Annotated in this window: 20 protein-coding genes; 14 read left to right on the top strand and 6 right to left on the bottom strand. The window is 70.8% G+C overall.

Going from position 1 to position 20768, the window contains the following annotated elements; translation table 11 throughout:
- The first annotated feature begins 62 nt into the window (after nucleotides 1–62).
- From ACWC9T_RS18370 to pstB, 7 genes are all read left to right on the top strand, one after another.
- Nucleotides 63–2330, top strand: a complete 2268-nt coding sequence (locus ACWC9T_RS18370) for an RNA degradosome polyphosphate kinase (protein ID WP_449822074.1) — start codon at nucleotides 63–65, stop codon at nucleotides 2328–2330.
- A gap of 121 nt (nucleotides 2331–2451) precedes the next feature.
- On the top strand, nucleotides 2452–3540 hold the full coding sequence (locus ACWC9T_RS18365; RefSeq protein ID WP_449822069.1) for a CHAD domain-containing protein: 1089 nt from the start codon (nucleotides 2452–2454) through the stop codon (nucleotides 3538–3540).
- Between the two features lie 112 nt (nucleotides 3541–3652).
- Entirely contained in the window at nucleotides 3653–4144 is a 492-nt protein-coding gene (locus ACWC9T_RS18360; protein WP_449822073.1) for an NUDIX hydrolase, read from the top strand.
- Nucleotides 4145–4371: 227 nt separating this feature from the next.
- Nucleotides 4372–5508 carry a phosphate ABC transporter substrate-binding protein PstS gene (gene pstS, locus ACWC9T_RS18355; RefSeq protein ID WP_449822068.1) on the top strand — a complete coding sequence of 379 codons (1137 nt, stop codon included), beginning with the start codon at nucleotides 4372–4374 and terminating at the stop codon, nucleotides 5506–5508.
- Nucleotides 5509–5662: 154 nt separating this feature from the next.
- A complete protein-coding gene (gene pstC, locus ACWC9T_RS18350) occupies nucleotides 5663–6640 on the top strand; it encodes a phosphate ABC transporter permease subunit PstC (RefSeq protein ID WP_449822067.1) in 978 nt (325 codons plus the stop codon).
- Nucleotides 6637–7710 carry a phosphate ABC transporter permease PstA gene (pstA, locus tag ACWC9T_RS18345; RefSeq protein ID WP_449822066.1) on the top strand — a complete coding sequence of 358 codons (1074 nt, stop codon included), beginning with the start codon at nucleotides 6637–6639 and terminating at the stop codon, nucleotides 7708–7710. The genes pstC and pstA overlap by 4 nt, the downstream gene beginning before the upstream one ends.
- A gap of 43 nt (nucleotides 7711–7753) precedes the next feature.
- On the top strand, nucleotides 7754–8530 hold the full coding sequence (pstB, locus tag ACWC9T_RS18340) for a phosphate ABC transporter ATP-binding protein PstB (RefSeq protein ID WP_449822065.1): 777 nt from the start codon (nucleotides 7754–7756) through the stop codon (nucleotides 8528–8530).
- A 147-nt stretch (nucleotides 8531–8677) separates the two neighbouring features.
- On the opposite strand, the gene ACWC9T_RS18335 is transcribed toward pstB, so the two are convergent.
- Entirely contained in the window at nucleotides 8678–9673 is a 996-nt protein-coding gene (locus ACWC9T_RS18335) for an anion permease (protein ID WP_449822064.1), read from the bottom strand.
- Between the two features lie 5 nt (nucleotides 9674–9678).
- On the bottom strand, nucleotides 9679–10299 hold the full coding sequence (locus tag ACWC9T_RS18330) for a DUF47 domain-containing protein (RefSeq protein WP_218204541.1): 621 nt from the start codon (nucleotides 10297–10299) through the stop codon (nucleotides 9679–9681).
- Nucleotides 10300–10655: 356 nt separating this feature from the next.
- On the opposite strand from ACWC9T_RS18330, the gene ACWC9T_RS18325 reads away from it, so the two are divergent.
- Complete coding sequence (locus ACWC9T_RS18325; RefSeq protein ID WP_449822063.1) at nucleotides 10656–11048, top strand: metal-sensitive transcriptional regulator; 393 nt, start codon at nucleotides 10656–10658, stop codon at nucleotides 11046–11048.
- Nucleotides 11049–11064: 16 nt separating this feature from the next.
- Here ACWC9T_RS18325 and ACWC9T_RS18320 read toward each other — a convergent pair whose 3' ends face one another.
- Both ACWC9T_RS18320 and ACWC9T_RS18315 read right to left on the bottom strand, forming a co-directional pair.
- Nucleotides 11065–11244, bottom strand: coding sequence for a hypothetical protein (locus ACWC9T_RS18320; protein ID WP_449822062.1), 180 nt, complete (start codon nucleotides 11242–11244; stop codon nucleotides 11065–11067).
- A 184-nt stretch (nucleotides 11245–11428) separates the two neighbouring features.
- Nucleotides 11429–12328, bottom strand: a complete 900-nt coding sequence (locus ACWC9T_RS18315) for a hypothetical protein (protein WP_449822061.1) — start codon at nucleotides 12326–12328, stop codon at nucleotides 11429–11431.
- Nucleotides 12329–12490: 162 nt separating this feature from the next.
- Here ACWC9T_RS18315 and ACWC9T_RS18310 point away from each other — a divergent pair, with 162 nt between their 5' ends.
- Nucleotides 12491–12685, top strand: a complete 195-nt coding sequence (locus ACWC9T_RS18310) for a hypothetical protein (RefSeq protein ID WP_449822060.1) — start codon at nucleotides 12491–12493, stop codon at nucleotides 12683–12685.
- A 30-nt stretch (nucleotides 12686–12715) separates the two neighbouring features.
- Here ACWC9T_RS18310 and ACWC9T_RS18305 read toward each other — a convergent pair whose 3' ends face one another.
- Together ACWC9T_RS18305 and ACWC9T_RS18300 are read right to left on the bottom strand one after the other, a co-directional pair.
- On the bottom strand, nucleotides 12716–13435 hold the full coding sequence (locus ACWC9T_RS18305) for a phosphatase PAP2 family protein (RefSeq protein ID WP_449822059.1): 720 nt from the start codon (nucleotides 13433–13435) through the stop codon (nucleotides 12716–12718).
- Nucleotides 13436–13614: 179 nt separating this feature from the next.
- The gene (locus ACWC9T_RS18300; RefSeq protein ID WP_449822072.1) at nucleotides 13615–14775 is read right to left on the bottom strand and encodes a C40 family peptidase; all 1161 of its coding nucleotides are present in this window, start codon (nucleotides 14773–14775) and stop codon (nucleotides 13615–13617) included.
- A 248-nt stretch (nucleotides 14776–15023) separates the two neighbouring features.
- Here ACWC9T_RS18300 and ACWC9T_RS18295 point away from each other — a divergent pair, with 248 nt between their 5' ends.
- The 5 genes from ACWC9T_RS18295 (at nucleotide 15024) to ACWC9T_RS18275 (ending at nucleotide 20650) form a co-directional block, all read left to right on the top strand.
- The gene (locus tag ACWC9T_RS18295; protein WP_355671383.1) at nucleotides 15024–15374 is read left to right on the top strand and encodes a hypothetical protein; all 351 of its coding nucleotides are present in this window, start codon (nucleotides 15024–15026) and stop codon (nucleotides 15372–15374) included.
- A 167-nt stretch (nucleotides 15375–15541) separates the two neighbouring features.
- Entirely contained in the window at nucleotides 15542–16357 is an 816-nt protein-coding gene (locus ACWC9T_RS18290; RefSeq protein WP_449822058.1) for a hypothetical protein, read from the top strand.
- 76 nt (nucleotides 16358–16433) lie between these two features.
- A complete protein-coding gene (locus ACWC9T_RS18285) occupies nucleotides 16434–17639 on the top strand; it encodes a hypothetical protein (RefSeq protein WP_449822057.1) in 1206 nt (401 codons plus the stop codon).
- A 7-nt stretch (nucleotides 17640–17646) separates the two neighbouring features.
- The gene (locus tag ACWC9T_RS18280) at nucleotides 17647–19221 is read left to right on the top strand and encodes an SCO6880 family protein (protein WP_449822056.1); all 1575 of its coding nucleotides are present in this window, start codon (nucleotides 17647–17649) and stop codon (nucleotides 19219–19221) included.
- A gap of 79 nt (nucleotides 19222–19300) precedes the next feature.
- Nucleotides 19301–20650, top strand: a complete 1350-nt coding sequence (locus ACWC9T_RS18275; RefSeq protein ID WP_449822055.1) for an ATP-binding protein — start codon at nucleotides 19301–19303, stop codon at nucleotides 20648–20650.
- Nucleotides 20651–20768 lie beyond the last annotated feature (118 nt).

The raw sequence follows: 20768 nt of genomic DNA, 5'->3' as shown, positions 1-20768 counted from the left end.
CGTGCAGAGTCGACCGCCATTCGTCGGCCGGTCCTGTACGGACCGCGCCCGGTGGGTGGGCGCTGTCTCCGGGGGCAACCCGGGGCGAGGACGACGGCCCGCAGAGCCACTCGCGTCCGGACGCCGTCCTGCTGCTGGAGGAGCTGGAGCCCATGAGCATCCCCCGCCCTGTCTCTGCCCCGCTGTCGCCGACGGCCCGGATGTCCGGTGCGCTGGGGATCCCGCCGGAGTTGCCGGCCACGGACGAGCAGGAGTTCGAAGCCCTGCCGCAGGGCCGCTTCCTGGACCGCGAGCGGAGCTGGCTCGCGTTCAACGAGCGCGTCCTGGAACTCGCCGAGGACTCGGGGATCCCGCTCCTCGAACGGGCGAAGTTCCTGGCGATCTTCGCGAGCAACCTGGACGAGTTCTTCATGGTCCGGGTCGCCGGGCTGAAGCGCCGGATCGCCACCGGTGTCGCCCAGCGCAGCGCGTCCGGCCTCCAGCCGCGTGAGGTGCTGGACCTGATCTGGACCCGCTCGCGCGAGCTGATGGCCCGGCACGCCGCCGCCTTCCAGCAGGAGGTGCTGCCGGACCTCGCCGACGAGGGCATCGAGATGGTCCGCTGGCCCGAGCTGGCGGAGAAGGAGCAGGCTCGGCTGCACACCCTGTTCCGGCAGAAGATCTTCCCGGTGCTGACCCCGCTGGCCGTCGACCCGGCGCACCCCTTCCCGTACATATCGGGGCTCTCGCTCAACCTGGCCGTGGTCGTCCGCAACCCGGTGTCCGGGCACAAGCACTTCGCGCGCGTCAAGGTGCCCCAGTCGCTGGCCCGCTTCCTGGAGGCCTCGCCCCAGCGGTACGTCCCGCTGGAGGACGTCATGGGCGCGCACCTGGAGGAGCTCTTCCCGGGGATGGAGGTGCTGGCCCACCACGCCTTCCGCGTCACCCGCAACGAGGACCTGGAGGTGGAGGAGGACGACACCGAGAACATCCTCAAGGCCCTGGAGAAGGAGCTGATGCGGCGGCGCTTCGGCCCGCCGGTCCGGTTGGAGGTCGAGGAGTCGATCGACCCGTACATCCTGGACCTGCTGGTGCGGGAGCTGAACATCACCGAGGCGGAGGTCTTCCCGCTGCCCGGGCCGCTGGACCTGACCGGCCTGTTCGGGATCGCCGACCTGGACCGCCCGGAGCTGAAGTACCCGAAGTTCGTCGCCGGTACGGCCCGCGGGCTGACCGACGTCGAGTCGGCCTCCCAGCCGGACATCTTCGCCGCGATGCGCGAGCGCGACGTCCTGCTGCACCACCCGTACGACAGCTTCTCCACCTCGGTGCAGGCCTTCCTGGAGCAGGCCGCCGCCGACCCGGACGTGCTGGCGATCAAGCAGACCCTGTACCGCACCTCGGGCGACTCGCCGATCGTGGACGCGCTGATCGACGCGGCCGAGTCCGGCAAGCAGGTGCTGGTCCTGGTCGAGATCAAGGCGCGCTTCGACGAGCAGGCCAACATCAAGTGGGCCCGCAAGCTGGAGGAGGCCGGCTGCCACGTGGTCTACGGCCTGATCGGGCTGAAGACCCACTGCAAGCTGTCGCTGGTGGTCCGGCAGGAGGGCGACACCCTGCGCCGCTACTCGCACGTGGGCACCGGCAACTACCACCCGAAGACGGCCCGGCTGTACGAGGACCTCGGCCTGCTCACCTCCGACCCGCAGGTCGGTGCGGACCTCTCGGACCTGTTCAACCGGCTGTCCGGCTACTCGCGCCGCGAGTCCTACCGCCGCCTGCTGACCGCCCCGCGCGGCCTGCGCGACGGGCTGGTCTCGCGGATCCACAACGAGATCGCCCACCACGGGGCGGGCCGGCCCGCGTACGTGAAGATCAAGGTCAACTCGATCGTCGACGAGGCCGTGATCGACGCGCTGTACCGGGCCTCGCAGGCCGGGGTGCCTGTGGACGTCTGGGTGCGCGGCATCTGCGCGATTCGGCCTGGCGTGCCCGGGCTGAGCGAGAACATCCGGGTCCGCAGCATACTGGGCCGCTTCCTGGAGCACTCCCGGGTCTTCGTGTTCGGCAACAACGGCGATCCCGAGGTCTGGATCGGCAGCGCCGACATGATGCACCGCAACCTGGACCGCCGGATCGAGGCGCTGCTGCGGATCACCGATCCGGCGCACCGGGCCGAGCTGTCCGGGCTGATCGACCTCGGGGTGTCGGACGAGACCGAGTCCTGGCACCTGGGGTCGGACGGCGCGTGGACCCGCCGCTCGCAGGACACCGAGGGCCGGCCGCTGCGGCACGTCCAGGACCTGCTCATCGATTCGCGCCAGCGCCGCCGGGCCGCCACCTCGCGCTGACGTGTCCACTGATGCGAGCCGCCGGAGCAGTCCGGGCCTTCCGGGCCCCGAGGGGAACCTGCTCCGGCGGTCGGCCACCAGCCCCGGGGACGGCCTCGGGGGAACGGGGATCTACCACGCCATGACCGATGCGCCGATGACGGCCCAGGCGGCCTCCACCGGGACCGCCGGGGACATCCTTTCCCGCCAGCTCACCGCCCAGGCCGGCGTGTTCCTGCGCGCCCTGCCGCTCGCGGTGGGCGAGGTCGGCGCCAGACCGGGTTCGGCCGCGGTCGTCCCGGCGGCTGGTACCGCCGACCTGCTGCGGGCCGTCCGGCGGATAGGCGGGTTGCTGCACACCTTCGGCGCCGTCTTCGAGCAGACCTGGGCGCAGGAGTCGCGCACCGAGCTGCGCTGGCTGCTCAACCTGTTGGCGCTGGAGCCCGGTTACGTCCGCCGCTCGGCCCGGCTGCTGGGCGCGCTGGACTCGCTGAGCGGCAGCGACCTGGAGGGGACGGGCATGCTGGCCGGGCACGCGGGCGCGCCCAAGGCGCGGGCGCTGCTGGACCGGCAGCTGACCCTGGCCCGGACCCGGGCGCACTCCACGGTCCTCCAGGAGCTCCGCTCGGCCCGGCTGCACGCTCTGGCGGACCGGATGACCCTGTTGGTCGGCGAGGCGCCGCTGCTGGAGGCGGCCGCCGGCCGGGCCTCGGCGGTACTGCTGCCGCAGGCGGCAGCCGCGTTCACCGCGATGTCCGCGAGTGCCCAGCAACTGCCGCTGCAGCGGGCCGCGACGCCGTACGGCGGGGACGGGCTGCGCCGGCTGGGCGCGGTGCCGACGGCCCGTGGCGCGGCGGACGCGGACACGGCGTTGGCGGCCGACGACGCGCCCTGGTCCCGGCTGCGGATCCTGGTGAAGCGGGCCCGGTACGCGCTGGAGGTGTGCGGCCGCCCGTCCCCCGAACTGGATGAGCTGGACGCGGTGCTGGGCCGGCACCAGGAGGCGGCGGACGCCGCGGTGACCGCCGCGACCGCCGCGCGCACCCCGCGCATCACCCCCGCGACCGCGTACGTGCTGGGCGTGGTGCATGCTGATCAGCGACTGGAGGTGGAGGCAGCGCGGTACGCCTTCGGCCGCCGGTGGCCCGACCTCCCGCCCGGCCTGGACGGCTGGCTGGAGATCCCCCCTGCCGACGGCCGGGGGCATTCCCCCGCACCACGGACGGCCTGAATTGCATGATCGCCTCAGCACCGGGCAGAGCCGCCTGAGCACCGGGCAGAGCCTGAGCACCGGGCAGGCAGAGGACGCCCCCACCACCGTGGCGGGCCGCGCCCCGGTGGTCATGGCGGCGGGCGCGGTGCTGTGGCTGCCGGGCCAGCCGAAGCCGAGCGGCAAGCTGGGGCGGCCGCGGATCGCGGTGATCCACCGTCCGAAGTACGACGACTGGAGCCTGCCGAAGGGCAAGCTCGACCCGGGCGAGGGGGTGGTCGGGGCGGCGCTGCGCGAGGTGTGGGAGGAGACCGGCTTCCACTGCCTGCTCGGTCCGGAGCTGCCCACCCAGCACTACCTGGCGCAGGGCCGTCCGAAGGAGGTCCGGTACTGGGCGGCGGTGCCGACCAGCGGTGCCTTCCGTCCGAACCGCGAGGTGGACCGGCTGGAGTGGCTGCCGGCCGGGAAGGCCCGGGCCCGGCTGACCCACGACCGCGACCGGTTGCTGATCGACGCCCTGCTGGTGATCCTGGGGGTCAGGGCCTGTCCGGCGGATCCGTGCCGGACAGGCCCTGGGCCGGTGCGTCCGAGCGGGGAGCCGCCGGTGAAGGAACGATGGAAGTGATCTCCCCGCGCCCTTGCCGTGACGCAACCGTTACTACGTGACGTAGTTTCCTGTCATCCGTTCGAGGTTCACTCCCCGTTCACTTGCGACCTTCTGTCGTGTCACCTACCCGGCCTACTTTCGGGACTACCGGAGGGCCGCACGGGCCCCGGACCACAGCAAAACCCGCGCTCGGCCGTATCCGTAGGGCCTGCGCGACGGGCAATGCCACAGAAAGGGACACCCCTGTGAAGCTCCAGCGGAACGGCCGCTCCAAGGCCCTCGCCATCGGTGCCATGGCGCTCGTCAGCTCGCTGTCGCTCGCCGCCTGCGGTTCGGACGACAACAACACCAACACGGCGTCCGGCAGCTCCAGCGGCTCCGCCGCGGCCAGCGCCGCGGTCAACTGTGGCAAGGCCGGCACGCTCCTGGGCGCCGGTTCGACCGCCCAGGCCAACGCGATCGACGTGTGGAAGGCCAACTTCGGCGCCGCCTGCTCCGGCAGCACCGTCAACTACAGCGGTGGCGGTTCCGGCGCCGGTGTCCAGCAGTTCAACCAGGGCAAGGTCGCCTTCGCCGGCTCCGACTTCGCGCTGAAGCCCGCCGACGTCGACGCCTCCAAGGCGTTCTGCACCGGTGGCAAGGCCGTGGACCTGCCGATGGTCGCCGGCCTGGTCTCCCTGGTCTACAACGTCGACGGCGTCGACAACCTGGTCCTGGACGGCCCGACCGCCGCCAAGATCTTCGACTCGCAGATCACCAAGTGGAACGACCCGGCCATCGCCGCCCTGAACCCGGGCGCCAAGCTGCCGGACGCGGAGATCCAGTCGTTCCACCGCTCGGACGACTCCGGCACCACCTTCAACCTGACCTCCTACTTCGCCAAGACCTCCGGCGGCGCCTGGAGCGCGGAGCCGAACAAGGCGTGGAAGGGCAAGGGCGGCCAGTCCGCCAACGGCAGCGCCGGTGTCTCCGCCCAGATCAAGCAGGTCAAGAACTCGATCGGCTACGCCGAGCTGTCCTTCGCCCAGATCAACAACCTGAAGAGCGCCAAGATCTCCACCGGTGCCGCCCAGCCGGTCGAGGCGACCGCCGCCAACGCGGCGCTCACCCTGGCCTCCTCCACCGTCTCGGGCACCGACGGCGACCTCGCCCTCGCTCTGGACTACGGCACCAAGGCCGACAACGCGTACCCGATCGTCCTGGTGACCTACGAGATAGCCTGCGACAAGGGCAACAAGGCCGAGACCCTCGACACCCTGAAGTCCTTCCTGACCTACACCATCAGCGACGGCGCCCAGAAGGCCATCGGCGACAAGGGCTACGTCCCGATGCCGGCCGCCATCGGCGACAAGGTCAAGAGCGCCGTCGCCGCCCTCGCCTGACCTGACAGGACCACCGGTGGGACGGCCCCGTGAGCGAGGGGGCGGCCGGGGCCGTCCCACCGGAACGCACCAACGACTCAGCACCACCGTCCGGGGCACCGCCGCCATGGTGCCGTCCCCCTTCCGGGGCGGCGCCACCAGACCGGAGTAACCAATGACTTCATCCTCCCCTGCCGCCCCGCGAGGCAGGGAACGCCGACAGCGCGACAGCCGCGTCGGCGACAAGATCTTCATGAACCTCGCCCGCGGTGCGGGCATCCTGCTGCTGGTCATCATGGCCGCGATCGCCGGCTTCCTGGCCTGGCGCTCGGGCCTGGCCCTCAGCAAGAACGACGGAAACTTCTTCACCACCTTCGAGTGGACGCCGGACGCCCCGAAGCCGGTCTTCGGCATCGCCGTCCTGGCCTTCGGCACCATCGTCAGCGCCGTCATCGCGATGGCGATCGCCGTCCCGGTGGCCATCGGGATCGCGCTGTTCATCTCGCACTACGCGCCGCGGCGGATCGCCCAGCCGTTCGCCTACCTGGTCGACCTGCTCGCCGCCGTCCCCAGCATCGTCTACGGCCTCTGGGGCGCGCTGTTCCTGGTCCCGCACCTGGACGGCCTGACCAGCTGGCTGAACCAGTACCTGGGCTGGACGTACATCTTCGACCAGACCAAGACCGGCACCCCGCGAAACCTGTTCACCGTCGGCATCCTGCTGGCGATCATGATCCTGCCGATCATCACCGCGGTCTCCCGCGAGGTGTTCCGCCAGGTGCCGCGGATGCACGAGGAGGCGGCGCTCGCGCTCGGCGCGACCCGCTGGGAGATGATCCGCACCGCGGTGCTACCGTTCGGCCGCCCCGGCATCATCTCGGCCTCGATGCTCGGCCTCGGCCGCGCGCTCGGCGAGACCATCGCGGTCGCGGTGGTGCTCTCCGCCAACAGCGTCCTGTCGTTGCACATCCTGGACGCGGGCGGCGGCACCTTCGCGCAGAACATCGCGCTGAAGTTCGCGGAGGCCGGCGACAACGGCCGCAACGCGCTGATGGCCTCCGGCCTCGTCCTGTTCGTGATCACCCTGTTGGTGAACGGTGCCGCGCGACTGATCATCGCCCGCCGCAAGGAGTACTCGGGGGCCAACGCATGACCGCCGCCACGACCGTCCCGTCGGACACCCGGCCGATCGGCCGGACGCTGACCGCCAACCGGCTGCCCAAGTGGACGCCGCCCGTCGTCGCCGTCGGCTCGATCGCGGTCGGCTGCGGAATCGGCGCCGTCGGCGGGCTGAAGAGCCACCTGCAGTGGGGGCTGATCTCGGCCCTGCTGTTCGTCGTGGCCAGCTACCTGGTCTCGGCCCAGGTCGAGGGCCGCCGCCAGGCCAAGGACCGGCTCGCCACCTCGGTGGTCTGGGTCGCCTTCATCCTGGCCGTCGTCCCGCTGATCTCGCTGACGGTCTACACGGTCCAGCAGGGCATCGGCGCGGTCAACGGGAACTTCCTGAGCCACTCGATGAAGGGCGTGATCCAGTCCGGCCCGGGTGGCGGCATCTACCACGCGCTGATCGGCACCCTGCAGCAGGTCGCCCTGGCCACCCTGATGGCCGCTCCGCTGGGTCTGCTGACCGCCGTCTACCTGGTGGAGTACGGCCGTGGCCGGCTTGCCAAGGCCGTCACCTTCTTCGTCGACGTCATGACGGGCATCCCGTCGATCGTCGCCGGTCTGTTCATCCTCTCGCTCTGGAACCTGGCCCTGGGCTTCAACTACTCCGGCTTCTCGGGCAGCCTCGCGCTGGCGATCCTGATGATCCCGGTCGTGGTGCGGTCCACCGAGGAGATGCTCAAGCTCGTCCCGAACGAGCTTCGCGAGGCCTCGTACGCACTCGGCGTGCCGAAGTGGAAGACCATCCTGCGGATCGTCCTCCCCACCGCGATCGGCGGCATCACCACCGGTGTGATGCTCGCGGTCGCCCGCATCACGGGCGAGACCGCCCCGGTGATGATGCTGGTGTTCGGCGCCGACGCCATCAACACCAACCCGTTCGACGGACCGCAGCAGTCCCTGCCGATGTACATCTGGCAGCAGTACTCGGTGGTCAACAACGACAACGGCTACGCCCGTGCCTGGGGTGCCGCGCTGGTGCTGATCGCCTTCGTGATGGGGCTCAACCTCATCGCCCGGGGCATCGCACGTTGGCGCTCGCCCAAGGGCGGACACTGAGCGACCCACTGACGTACGAAGACAGACGAGAGAAGCAACGATCATGGCCAAGCGCATCGACGTCAGCGGACTGTCGGCCTACTACGGCACCACCAAGGCCATCGAGGACATCTCGATGAGCATCGAACCCCGCTCGGCGACCGCCTTCATCGGCCCCTCCGGCTGCGGCAAGTCCACCTTCCTGCGCACCCTCAACCGGATGCACGAGGTGATCCCCGGCGCCCGGGTCGAGGGCAAGGTCCTCCTGGACGACGAGAACCTCTACGGCGCCAACGTCGACCCGGTCGCCGTGCGCCGCTCGGTCGGCATGGTGTTCCAGCGCCCGAACCCGTTCCCGACCATGTCGATCTACGACAACGTGGTCGCCGGGCTCAAGCTCGCGGGTGTGAAGAAGAAGGCCGTCCTGGACGAGGTGGTGGAGCGCTCGCTGAAGGGCGCCAACCTCTGGAAGGAGGTCCACACCCGGCTGAACAAGCCGGGCGCAGGCCTCTCCGGCGGTCAGCAGCAGCGTCTGTGCATCGCCCGCGCCATCGCGGTCGAGCCGCAGGTCCTGCTGATGGACGAGCCCTGCTCCGCGCTCGACCCGATCTCCACCCTCGCCATCGAGGACCTGATCGGCGAGCTGAAGTCGCAGTTCACCATCGTCATCGTGACCCACAACATGCAGCAGGCGGCCCGCGTCAGCGACCGCACCGCCTTCTTCAACCTGGCCGGCGTGGGCCAGCCGGGCAGGCTGATCGAGCTGGACGACACCCAGCGGATCTTCTCCAACCCGTCGGTCCAGGCGACCGAGGACTACATCTCCGGCCGCTTCGGCTGAGCCGGACCCCAGCTGTCCCGCGGTGCTGCATGGCGGTGCCGCCGCGGGACATGAAGAAGGGCCCGCCCCCGAGATGTGGGGGCGGGCCCTGCTCCGTTGTCCGTCCGTTCGCCGCCGGCCCGCGGCGGCGAACGGGCCGTCCGGGCCTCAGCCCCAGAACAGGTGGACGAACCAGTACATCAGCGCTGCGACGATGGCGGCCGCCGGCATCGTGATGAACCAGCCGAGCACGATGTTCTTCGCGACGCCCCAGCGCACCGCGCGGATCCGCTTGGTGGCCCCCACGCCCATGATCGCCGCGGTGATGACGTGGGTGGTGGAGATCGGCGCCTTGAAGACGAACGACGTGATGTACATGATCGCCGAGGAGGTGGCCTCGGCCGCGAAGCCCTGTGGCGGGTCCAGCTCGATGATCTTGCGGCCGAGCGTCCGCATGATCCGCCAGCCGCCCGCGTAGGTGCCCAGCGAGAGCATGGTCGCGCAGGAGATCTTCACCCAGACCGGGATGTCGCTGGTGGTCTGGTGGCCGGAGATGGTGAGCGCCATCACCACGATGCCCATGGTCTTCTGCGCGTCCTGCAGACCGTGCGCCAGCGCCATCGCGGCGGCCGAGGCGGTCTGGGCGACCCGGAAGCTGCGCTTGGCGCGGTGCGGGTTGGCCCGGCGGAAGATCCACAGGATCGCCAGCATCACCAGGAAGCCGCCGATCAGGCCGACTACCGGCGAGACGATCATCGGAATGACGATCTTGTCGAGGACTCCGCTCCAGATCACCTCGACGCCGCCGGCCAGTGCCGCGCCCACCATGCCGCCGAACAGCGCGTGCGAGGAGGAGGACGGCAGGCCGAAGTACCAGGTGATCAGGTTCCAGGCGATCGCGCCGACCAGGGCGGCGAATAGGATCGCCATCCCCTGGTTGCCGGAGGGCGTCTCGATGATCCCCTTCGAGACGGTGTGCGCCACCCCACTGCCCAGGAAGGCACCGGCCAGGTTCATCACCGCGGCCATCGCGAGCGCGGCCCTAGGGGTGAGCGCCCGGGTGGAGACCGACGTGGCGATCGCGTTGGCCGAGTCGTGGAAGCCGTTGGTGTAGGTGAAGAAGAACGCAACGCCGATGACGGCGATGAGTGCTGCCATGTCCACGAGGGTCAGGACTCCTTGACCGCGATGGTCTCCACCGTGTTGGCGACGTGCTCGAACGCGTCCGCCGCCTCCTCAAGGACGTCCACGATCTGCTTGAGCTTCAGCACCTCGATGGCGTCGTACTGGCCGGAGAACAGGTGGGCGAGCAGCTTGCGGTGGATCTGGTCGGCCTGGTTCTCCAGCCGGTTGACCTCGATCCAGTACTCGGTGAGGTTCGACATGCTGCGCAGGTTCGGCATCGCCGCGGCGGTCAGCTCGGCGGCTCGGGCCAGCACCTCGATCTGCTGCTCGATCCCCTTCGGCAGCGTCTGGATGTCATAGAGGACGACCAGGTCGACGGCCTCCTCCATGAAGTCCATGATGTCGTCCAGCGACGAGGCGAGGCTGTAGATGTCCTCGCGGTCGAAGGGCGTGATGAAGGAGGAGTTCAGCTGGTGGAAGACGGCGTGGGTGGTGTCGTCCCCGGCGTGCTCGGCGGCGCGCATGCGCTCGACGATCTCCGCGCGGGCCGACACGTCTGATCCCAGCAGTTCCAGCAGGAGCTTCGATCCGACGACGAGGTTCTCCGCGGCGGCGGCGAACATGTCGTAGAAGCTCGTCTCCTTCGGGGTCAGGCTAAAACGCACGGAAATCTCCGATGTGCGGGGTAGGGACTGAACGATGCTAGGTGCAACCAAGCGCAATCGCGCAAACGGGGTGGCAAGGAGGGAGGCGGATCCTCCCCTTCCGTTCGGCTGCCGCACCGGCCGACCCGGACCGCACAGCCGCGTGGGGACATCAGCCACAGTCTGACGGAACCTCGACCGGATTGTCCCGGTCGTGCGCGCGCGGGTCCGGGCGCCGCTCAGACGGGTGAACCGCGCGGGGCCCCTACCAGGCCCTTCGGCACATGCCGGGTGGGCCGTCGGAACACCACGGAAGGCCCCGGTGTTGGACACTGGAGGCCGACGCAGCCACCAGGCACTCAGACGAAGGCGGGCCGATGACCACGACGCAAGCGCGCACCGAGCCGGACCACGCGCACGGGATCGACCCGCAGGCCGGCACCCCCGCCGTACCCGCGGCCGCCGCAGGACATCAGGGCGGGCACGGCCCGCACGGGTACAGCGCCCAGAAGGACGCCCACCTGAAGCGACTGCGCCGGATCGAGGGCCAGATCCGCGGCCTCCAGCGCATGGTCGACGAGGACGTCTACTGCATCGACGTGCTCACCCAGGTCTCCGCCAGCACCAAGGCCCTGCAGTCCTTCGCGCTCTCGCTGCTGGAGGAGCACCTGCGGCACTGCGTCGCCGCGGCCGCCGAGCAGGGCGGCATCGAGCTGGACGCCAAGGTCGCCGAGGCCTCGGCCGCGATCGGCCGACTGCTGCGCAGCTGAGCCCCCGGGCCGTCCGCTAGTCGCCCTCCCGCTGGCCCGGGTCCACCCGGTCCAGCAGCACCTCGTCGATCCGCTCGGTCGGCAGCCGGTCACCGCTGCTGGCCGTCGCGGCGATCATCAGCTCGCCGGCCAGCTCGATCTCGTCGAGGGCCGCGTCGTCGTGGCCGCCGCTGCGGCCGCCCGTGGACGACACCACCTGCACCACCCCTTCAGTGCCTCGCCAGCCCGGGCGGCAGCCACCCGACCTCCAGCCTAGGCACTCCGGGGCCCGTCCACATGGCACGGACGGGCCATCTCGGCGCCGCCGAAACGGGTGGCCGTCACTCCCCGGACGGTCACCCGCTCCGGCGGCGCCCCGTCTCGCCCCGGTGCCGGAGCACTTACTTCGGGCTCTCCGAGGGCTTCATCTGGTAGATGTCCGAGGCCGACGGCTCGGCCGCCTCGACCGGCTTGCCGAAGTCCGACAGCGAGGTCGTCGAGGTCACCTTCACCTGGTCCTTGGCCTCCTTCGACCCGGCGACCCCGGCGAAGGTGAACACCTCGACCACCTTGTGCAGCCGGCCCTGGTCGTCCAGCCAGGCGTCGTACGGGACCTCCTTCACGGTGAAGGTCTGACCACCCGTCCGCAGGCCGTCCCCGCCCCGACCGCCGGTCGCGTCTGCCGCCTTGGCCAGGTCCAGGGTGCCGCGGTAGTGGTGCAGCGAGGCGCCGCCGACGGTCTCGGTGCCGACCAGGTCGGCCTTCTGCACCCCGCGCAGCGCACCCGCCGCCGAGGCCGGGTCGGTGGCGCCGCTGCTGACCAGGTTGCCGTCCGGCAGCTGGCGCACGTCCAGCTTGACCCACTTGCCCTCGGGCACCTTCGCGCCGCTGTTCTGCAGGTAGACGGTGCCCGGCAGGACCACCTCGACGATCTTCCCGGTGGTCGCCGCCCCCGGTGGCACCTGGACCTCCAGCCGGCCGATCCGTTTCACGTAGTCGTAGCCGCCGGTCCCGGTGAAGGACGCCTTCTTCTCCGCGGACTCGGTGACCAGCTCGGTGGCGGTGTGCGCGGAGCCGGTGCGGCCGGTGATGTCGGCGGCGTTGCGCACCGCCGTCAGCGGGTCGCCGGCCAGCTGGTCCGGGACGCTCGCCCCCTGGTCGGAGGAGCCGCCGCCGGAGTGGCCCGAACACCCGGCGGCCCCCACGGTCAGGACGGCGGCGAGCAGGGCGGCCCCGGCCGCCGAGCGCAGGTGCGGCCCCGGACGGCGCGCTGGCCGCCCGGTTCGCTGCTGGTCGGTCATCTTCATCCTCGCGACAACCCCCTCGGGCCCGACTGCCCTGCCGGGACACCACCGGGTGGGCAGAGCTCTTTCCGGGCAAACGAGTTGAGCGGTGAAGGGTTACGGGGTCCGGGAAACCGGGGGCGTCGCGCGAGGGGCGTCCGGCGCGTTACGGTGAACGCCGTGCGCAGTGAGCTGCCGGCGGTCCCCGGCACCACCCGGATGCCCGAGCATCGTGTCGCGGTCAGCGAACGCGGTTCCTTCGCCTTCGCGACCTGCACCTGCGGCTGGTACTCCGCGGCCCGCCGCTCGCGCGACCTGGCCCGCCGTGAGGGTGCCGGACACCTCGCTGAGTGCGGCGCCGGCGAGCCGGACTAGACCTCTCCCCGGACCGCGCTCCAGCGGCCCTCAGGCCGCCAGGTCGGACTCCGGCGGCTGCTCCTCGGAGCGCACCGCCCCACGCCCGCGCCGACGGCCGCGCGGGGCCGCGCCGCGGGTCGCGCCGCCGCGCTCCGGCGCCCGGATCAGCGGGGCGACGGCCGTCCGGCTCAGCGCGTGGCAGAACGGGACCAGCACCGCCATCGCGATCGGCGCCAGCAGCAGCACCACGGCGACGGCCAGCGCGAAGCCGCCGATCACGTCGGTCGGGTAGTGGACGCCCATGAACATCCGGCAGAAGCCCTGCAGCAGGGCCAGCCCACCGGCGATCCAGCCCAGCTTCCGGTTCACCAGGAACAGCGCCACCGCGACGGCCATCGTCATGGTCGAGTGGTCGCTGACGAAGGAGTGGGTGCCGGCCTTGCCGTCCACCAGCACCAGCAGCCCGGGGTGGTCGACGAAGGGCCGCGGCCGGTCCACGATCGCGGCGATCGGCAGGTTGGCCAGCTCGGCGACGGCCGTCGAGAGCGGCACCCAGAGCAGCCCGGCGATCGCCACCGGCGCGTCCGGCCGGCGTCTCGCCTGCAGCCAGGCCACCAGCCCGAGCATGGCGAGGCCGATCAGGATGCCGTACTCGCCCACCCAGGAGACCAGGTGGTCGAGCCAACGCGGGGAGCTCTTGGCCAGGCCGTTGACGGCGTACAGCAGGCCGAGGTCGGGGTTGGTCGTGTCGGCAAGCGGCGTCGACACGCCGCACCTCCTTCTGGTCCGCAGCACCTGTTCGTTCCGGCCGGGGCCCGCCCGGCGCGGAAAGCTGACGAGGGGCCACCGGACCCAACGTCATCGCCGGGGCACAGCGTTCCACGGAAACGCGCGGTTATGGAAACTTGACTCAGCGTCCACAGGGCGCACACAGGTCGACGGCCGGCTCAGCCGCCCCCGGTCGGGAGGCCGGGCCCGGCCGGAGCGGGCGGGGCGGCCACCGCGGGACGGGCGGGGGAGGGCTGGCTCGTGGCGGCCGTGGGCCCGGCCGTGGGCGGGACGGGGGCCGTGCTGCCCGGGCGGCTCGGGGCGTTGACCGCGCCGTTGCCGTTGCGGGTCGGCAGCGCCTGGGCGCCGTCCGAGGTGACCCGGGTCGCGCCGATGTACTCCCGGGTGTCGATCTTGTCGTAGCGGATCACCGCCCCGGTGTGCGGCGCGTTGATCATGTAGCCGCCGCCCACGTAGATCCCGACGTGGTGGATGCTGCGCGGATCGCTCAGGTCCGTCGCGAAGAACACCAGGTCCCCCGGGCGCAGCTGATCGCGCGACGGGTGCTGGCCGGCGTACCACTGGTCGTTGGCCACCCGGGGCAGGTCGATGCCCACGGTCTCGTACGCGGCATGGGTGAGCCCGGAGCAGTCGAACTGCCCGTTCTGCGAGGGCAGTCCCTCGCCGCCCCACAGGTACGGCGTGCCGAGCTTGGTCTGCGCGAAGTAGATCGCGGCAGCCGACTGCGCGGACACCTCCACCGGCGCGGTCGACGCGGTGAAGCTGCGCGCCATCGCCTGGATGTTCCGCACGTAGCCCTGGGTCTCCTTGTACGGCGGGATGCCCTTGTTCTTCGTCACCGCGTACGGGCCGGCGTTGTAGGCGGCCAGCATGTTGGCCTGCGGGTCGCCCGGTACGCCGGCGACGTCCTTGGCGAGCGCGCAGTCGTAGACCGCCGCCGAGGCGATCGCGTCGTACGGGTTCCAGACGTCCTTCTTGCCGTCGCCGTCACCGTCCGTGGCGTACATCGGCCAGGTGTCCGGCATGAACTGCGCCATTCCCTGGGCCCCGACGCCGGATTGGGCCTTCGGGTCGAAACCGCTTTCCTGGTACAGCTGCGCCGCGAGCATCGGCGGGGAGATCTCCGGGCAGAACGATCCCCACTTCTGGACCGCGTCCTGGTAAGCGGCCGGAACGGTTCCCGGAGAGAGGGCGGAACGATTCGCCGACTGCTGCGGCGTCCCACTTGCCGCATACGTCCCCATCGTCACCAGGCCGATGAACCCGAAGGCGACAACTCCCGCAGCGGCGGCGGCCGTACCGGCCTTCCGGAGTACCATCAGCACCATCCCGACGAATCGTCAGTCGAAGTGTTCCGGAAGGCGTTGCTCACCGCAATCATCAGAGATACAAGGAGTGAGCGCTATCCTTCGTACGGTGGACATCCTCGCGTACGTGTCCGATGCCTCACCACCAATCCGCGAGAAGTAGCCAAGTCGACATCAGATCTGGCCAAGAATAGGTTCCGACCCTTCGCGCGGGCGGGGTCCGGGCCCTTGAATTTGCCTGATCGGGCGGTGAGATGGAAATGAACCTGAGCAGCGTGCACACCTATGCGGTCGGCCACCTGGCCGATGACCCACCCAAGAAGCCGAACATCGACACCATCATCGGCGGAATCGCCCCGGACTGGGGGCCGTTCGCGAGCCTCGGCTCGGAGGCCCGGGTGATGGTCGAGGTCATCATGGCCGTCGCCATCCTCGTCTGCCTCGGTCTCGCGGTCTGGGGCGCCGCCAAACAGCGGATCGGTGCGACCGCGATGCGCGACAGCTTCGGCGCCGAACAGGGCAAGGGGCTGATCATTGCCGGGCTGACCGGCGTGTTCATCATTGGATCACTCGGCACTCTGTTCACCATTGTCTACGGCATGGCGATCTGACGATCGGACAGCAGTGACCCGGCCTGACTGAGGACAGGTCCCCGCCCGTACCTCCCCAGTGGTCGACCCGCCCAGGAGTCCACCCCCGTTCCCACCCTCCGTCCGCGCCCGCCCCCGGGCGGAGGCCCCCGGAGCCGCCCGCGGCTCCCCGCACCAGGAGGGCCGCCGTGCCGTTGTCCGACGACCAGCCGCACACCCGTACGCGGCTGCCGGTCGGCGAACAGCCCTCCTCACCGCCGACCCTCGGTCAGTCACGCCCGCTGCGCACCCTGCTGACCGTCCTCGTGGTCGTCACCCTGCTCGTGGTCGCCATCTCCATCGCCAACCGCGGCAGACCCGACCCCGGCCGCGGCGGCAGCTCCGCTGACCGCGCCGCCCCCAGCGCCTCCTCGGGCGCCGGCCCGGCCCCCAGCGGCGACCAGCCCGTCGGCACCACCGCCAACGGCATCGCGTCCGGCTTCCCGCACACCGAGCAGGGCGCTCAGTCCGCCGCCACCAACTACGCGGTGGCGATCGGTTCCGCGGACATGTTCCGCACCGACAGCCGCCACACCATCGTCGCCACCATCGCCGACCCGGGCGCGGTGGGCGCGCTGCAGGGGCGGCTGGACCAGGGCTTCTCGCCGGAGACGGCGGCCCGCTACGGCCTCGATGCCCAGGGTCGCGCCCCCAAGAACCTCACCTTCGTCAGCCGGACCGTCCCGGTCGGCACCAAGTCGACCGGCTACAGCGACGGGGAGGCCAAGGTCGAGCTGTGGTGCACCGGTCTCACCGGACTCGCCGGCCAGCTCTCCGTCCAGCCGGTTACCGCGAACTGGTTTACCCTCACGCTCTCGCTCCACTGGACGGGCAGCGACTGGAAGCTCACCGACTTCACCAGCAGGCAGGGCCCCGCGCCGATGCCCGGAGACCAGCAGGCCGCCACCGCCGAGGAGATCACCGGCGCCGTCCAGCAGTTCGGGGGGTTCCGCTATGCCCGTTGACCAGACCTCACGTCGGTCCACCGCACGCCGCACCGGCACTGTGGCCGGTGCGTTGGCCACGCTTCAGGTGGCGGCGATGCTGGCGGCTCAGCGGGTGTTCGCCGAGCCGTCGCCGGCGCCGACACCCACCGCTACGGCGAACCCCAACTGCCCCGACCTGCCGATCTCGGGGAACGGCATCCTCTGCGTCGACAAGCCCGGCGGCGGCTCGCTGCCCGGCGGCGGAACCGTCAACAACGTGACCGATCCGCTCGGCTCGCTCGCCAAGGGTTGTGCCCAGGCGGCGGCGTGGGTGGTGCGGAAGCTGTCGGGGGCGATCGACGGGACGACGCAGGTGGACTTCACCAATGCGTCGTTCCTGCAGCAGTACGCCGTCGTGTTCGCGGTGTCGACGGTGATCACACTGGTGCTGTGGCTGCTGGCGGTGACCAAGCGGGCGGTGCGCGGGGCGCCGTTGACGACGGCGATCTCGGAGGCGATCGGCTTCCTGTGGCTGACCGTGGTGGCCTCCGCGTTCACGCCGCTGATCCTGTACACCGTGGTGAGCGTGACGGACGGTCTGACCAAGGCGATCGCGGTCGGCACGAAGTCGGACACCGGGACGTACCTGGGCGGCTTCGCCGACACCCTGGAGAAGGGGGACGTCGGTGGCGGCCCGCTGATCCTGGTGATCGTGTCGCTGGTCGCGGTGCTGGCGGCGGCGGTGCTCTGGATCGAGCTGGTGATCCGGGCGGCGATGCTGTACGTGGGTGCGCTGCTGGGGACGGCGGTGTACGCGGGGCTGGTGGACCGGCAGCTGTGGAAGCACGTGCGCCGGTGGGCGGGGATGATGCTGGCGGTGGATCTGGCGAAGCCGATCATCGTGATCATCCTGGGTCTGGCAGGCGCGGTGGCGACCGGCGCCGGGGCCAACGACGACTTCTCCCGGGTGCTGTCCGGGCTGGCGATCCTGTTCCTGTCGATCTTCGCGAGCGCCGCGGTGTACCGCTTCGTCCCGACCTTCGGCGACGAGATGCTGAACATGCGTCGGGCCCGGGCCAGTGCCGTGCAGGCCGGCTCGGCGATGATCAACGGCACCGCGAACCTGATGAAGCAGGGCATCACCACCCACGGCGACCGCGGTCCGCAGGCGGCCGGCGCGGGCGGTGGAGGTGCGGGCGGTGGTTCGGTCGCGCCGGGCATCGCCGCGCACGCCGGCCGGACGCCGGCGCCACCGCCGCAGGCCGGGCCCCCGCAGGCCCCGGTCCCGATCCGCGACAGCAATCCAGCGAAGGGAGGGTGACGGGTAAGTGAGCAGCGAACAGCTCGGCCAGTACGGTGCCCAGTACGCCCAGCCGTACGTGCACCAGCGCCGCACCTACCTGATCGGCAAGGCCCGCCCGAACGCGCCGATCGGCCGGAATAGGGAGTCCGGCGAGATCCTGCTGATCATCTTCGGGGCGTTCCTCGGCATGCTCTGGGGTCTGCTGATGCCGATCCTGGGGCTGCGGATCGCCGGTCTGATCGGCCTGCCCATGCTGGCCATCGCGGCGGTCTACGTGCCGTACCGCAAGCGGACGTTCTACAGGTGGGTGGAGATCAACCGCACCTACCGCCGGACGGTCCGCAGCGGGCGCGCGGTGTGGCGGTCGGACGCCATGGACGCGGGCACCCGGATGGACGGCCGTGAGGTGGAGATCGGCCCGCCGCCCGGGGTGGGGCGGCTGCGCTGGCTGACCGCGCCGTTCGGGCCGGACGAGGTCGGGGTGCTGATGCACCTGGAGCGGCGGACGGTGACGGCCGCGATCGAAATCGAGGGCCCGGGTGTGGGCCTGCGCGACTCTGAGGACCAGGAGGCGCTGGTCGACCGCTTCGGCACGCTGCTGAAGCACGTCGCCAACGGCGACGGCTTCGTGACCCGGCTGCAGATCCTGGCCCGTACCCTGCCGGCCGACCCGGACGCGCACGCGAAGGACGTCGAGCGGCGCGGCGACCACGACGCCCCGCGCTGGCTGAAGGAGTCGTACGACCAGCTGCAGTCGATGGTGTCGACCTCCTCGGAGCAGCACCGGGCGTACCTGGTGGCCTGCATGCACTACACCCGTGACCTGGCCGCCGAGGCGCACGCGATGGGACGCACCGCCACCGGCGGTCGGGCCCGGGACGACGACGGGCTGGCGGCGGTGATGGCCCGCGAGCTGACCGACATCTGCGCCCGACTGGCCGAGGCGGACATCCGGGTGCGCCAGCCGCTGGGCCAGGCCCGGCTCTCCTCGCTGCTGCACTCGATGTACGACCCGGACCACCCAATCGACCACATCCAGGCGATGTCCCGGCGCAACGCCTGGCCGGCCGAGCTGGACGCGACCCACCCGCAGTACCTGAGCGCGAAGACCCGCGAGTCGGCGACCCGGGAGCCGTGGTGCCACGCCACCGCGTGGATCAAGGAGTGGCCGCTCACCCCGGTGGGCGTCAACTTCCTGGCGCCGCTGCTGGTGCACACCCCGGACGTGATCCGCACGGTCGCGGTGACGATGGACCTGGAGCCCACCGACGTCGCGATCGAGCGGATGCTGACCGAGAAGACCAACGACGAGGCGGAGGCCAGCCGCGCGGCCAAGATGAACCGCACGGTCGACCCGCGCGACCTGGCCCACACCGGCCGGGTGGACCAGCGCGGTGACGACCTGGCCTCCGGCGCGGCCGGGGTGAACCTGGTCGGCTACATCACGGTCTCCTCGCGCAACCCGGACGCGCTGGCCCGCGACAAGCGGACCATCCGGGCCTCGGCCGGCAAGAGCTACCTCAAGCTGGAGTGGTGCGACCGCGAGCACCACCGGGCCTTCGTCAACACCCTGCCGTTCGCCACCGGCATCCGCCGCTGACCGCCGCGCTCGTCCACCCACTGCGCCATTCCATCCACCGCGCCCGTCCATCCCTACCGCTGGCACCAGGAGGCCGCCCATGGCGATCGGCAACCTCACCGACGCGTTCACCAGCCTGATGTTCGGCAAGGTGGAGACCACCCGGCTGCCGGTACGCACCTCCACCGGCCAGGCACAGGCCGTCTACCTGCCCACGGCCGCACCGGGGTTGGGTGACTCGGGCGTGATCATCGGGCGTGAGGTGTACAGCGGCAAGGGGTACGTGTACGACCCCTTCCAGCTGTACGGGCAGCAGCTGCCGGCGCCGCACTGGCTGGTACTGGGCGAGTCCGGCAACGGCAAGTCGGCGCTGGAGAAGACCTACGTGCTGCGGCAGTTGAGGTTCCGTGACCGCCAGGTCGTGGTGCTCGACGCACAGGGTGAGGACGGCGTAGGCGAGTGGAACCTGATCGCCAACGCGCTCGGCATAAAGCCGATCCGGCTGGACCCGATGGCGGCCCGGGACGGCGGGGTGAAGCTCAACCCGCTGGACCCGGCGATCACCCAGACCGGCCAGCTGTCGCTGCTGCGCACCATCATCGAGGTGGCGATGGGGCGCGGCCTGGAGGAGCGGGCCGGTTTCGCGCTGAAGGCCGCGCACGCGCATGTGGTGGCGTCGGTGAAGGATCGTCAGCCGGTGCTGGACGACATCATCGACACCCTGCGCAACCCCGAGCTGTCCTCGGTGGAGTCGCTGGGCGTGGCAGTGGACGAGGTGCAGTCCTGGGGCCTGGATGTGGCGCTGGTGCTGGACCGACTGGTCGACGGCGACCTGTGCGGCATGTTCGACGGGCCGACCACCGAGGGCATCGACCTGGACGCGCCGCTGATCGTCTTCGACCTCTCGCACATCGACCGCAACTCGATCGCGATGCCGATCCTGATGGCGATCGTCGGGGTGTGGCTGGAGCACACCTGGATTCGGCCGGACCGGAAGAAGCGCATCTTCCTGGTCGAGGAGGCCTGGCACATCATCAACAGCCCGTTCGTGGCCCAGCTGTTCCAGCGGCTGCTGAAGTTCGGCCGACGGCTCGGGCTCTCCTTCGTCGCGGTGGTGCACCACCTGTCGGACGTGGTGGACGGCGCGGCGGCCAAGGAGGCCTCGGCGATCCTGAAGATGGCGTCCACCCGGACGATCTACATGCAGAAGGCCGAGGAGGCGCGGGCCACCGGCCGGGTGCTGGGCCTGCCGCGCTGGGCGGTGGAGATCATCCCGACCCTGTCGCCGGGCATCGCGGTCTGGGACGTCAACGGCAACGTCCAGGTGGTCAAGCACATCATCACCGAGGCCGAGCGACCGCTGGTGTACACCGACCGCGCGATGACCGAGGACGCGGTGGCCGAACGGGTGCGGGCCGAAAGGCAGTTGGCGGCCGAGCCGGGGGTCTGACCGGCGCCCGGCCCGGGCGCCGGGCGGCTCCTCCGTAGTCCGCGCACCGCTCGGACGGCGATGGTTCATCAGCAGGTGATCCTCTTGTTATGTTTGACGCCCTGACAGCTACGCGCGT

The sequence above is a fragment of the Kitasatospora sp. NPDC001159 genome, assembly GCF_053598235.1.
Note: the sequence above shows the minus strand (reverse complement) of the source record. Positions and strands in the feature narration are given on the sequence as shown.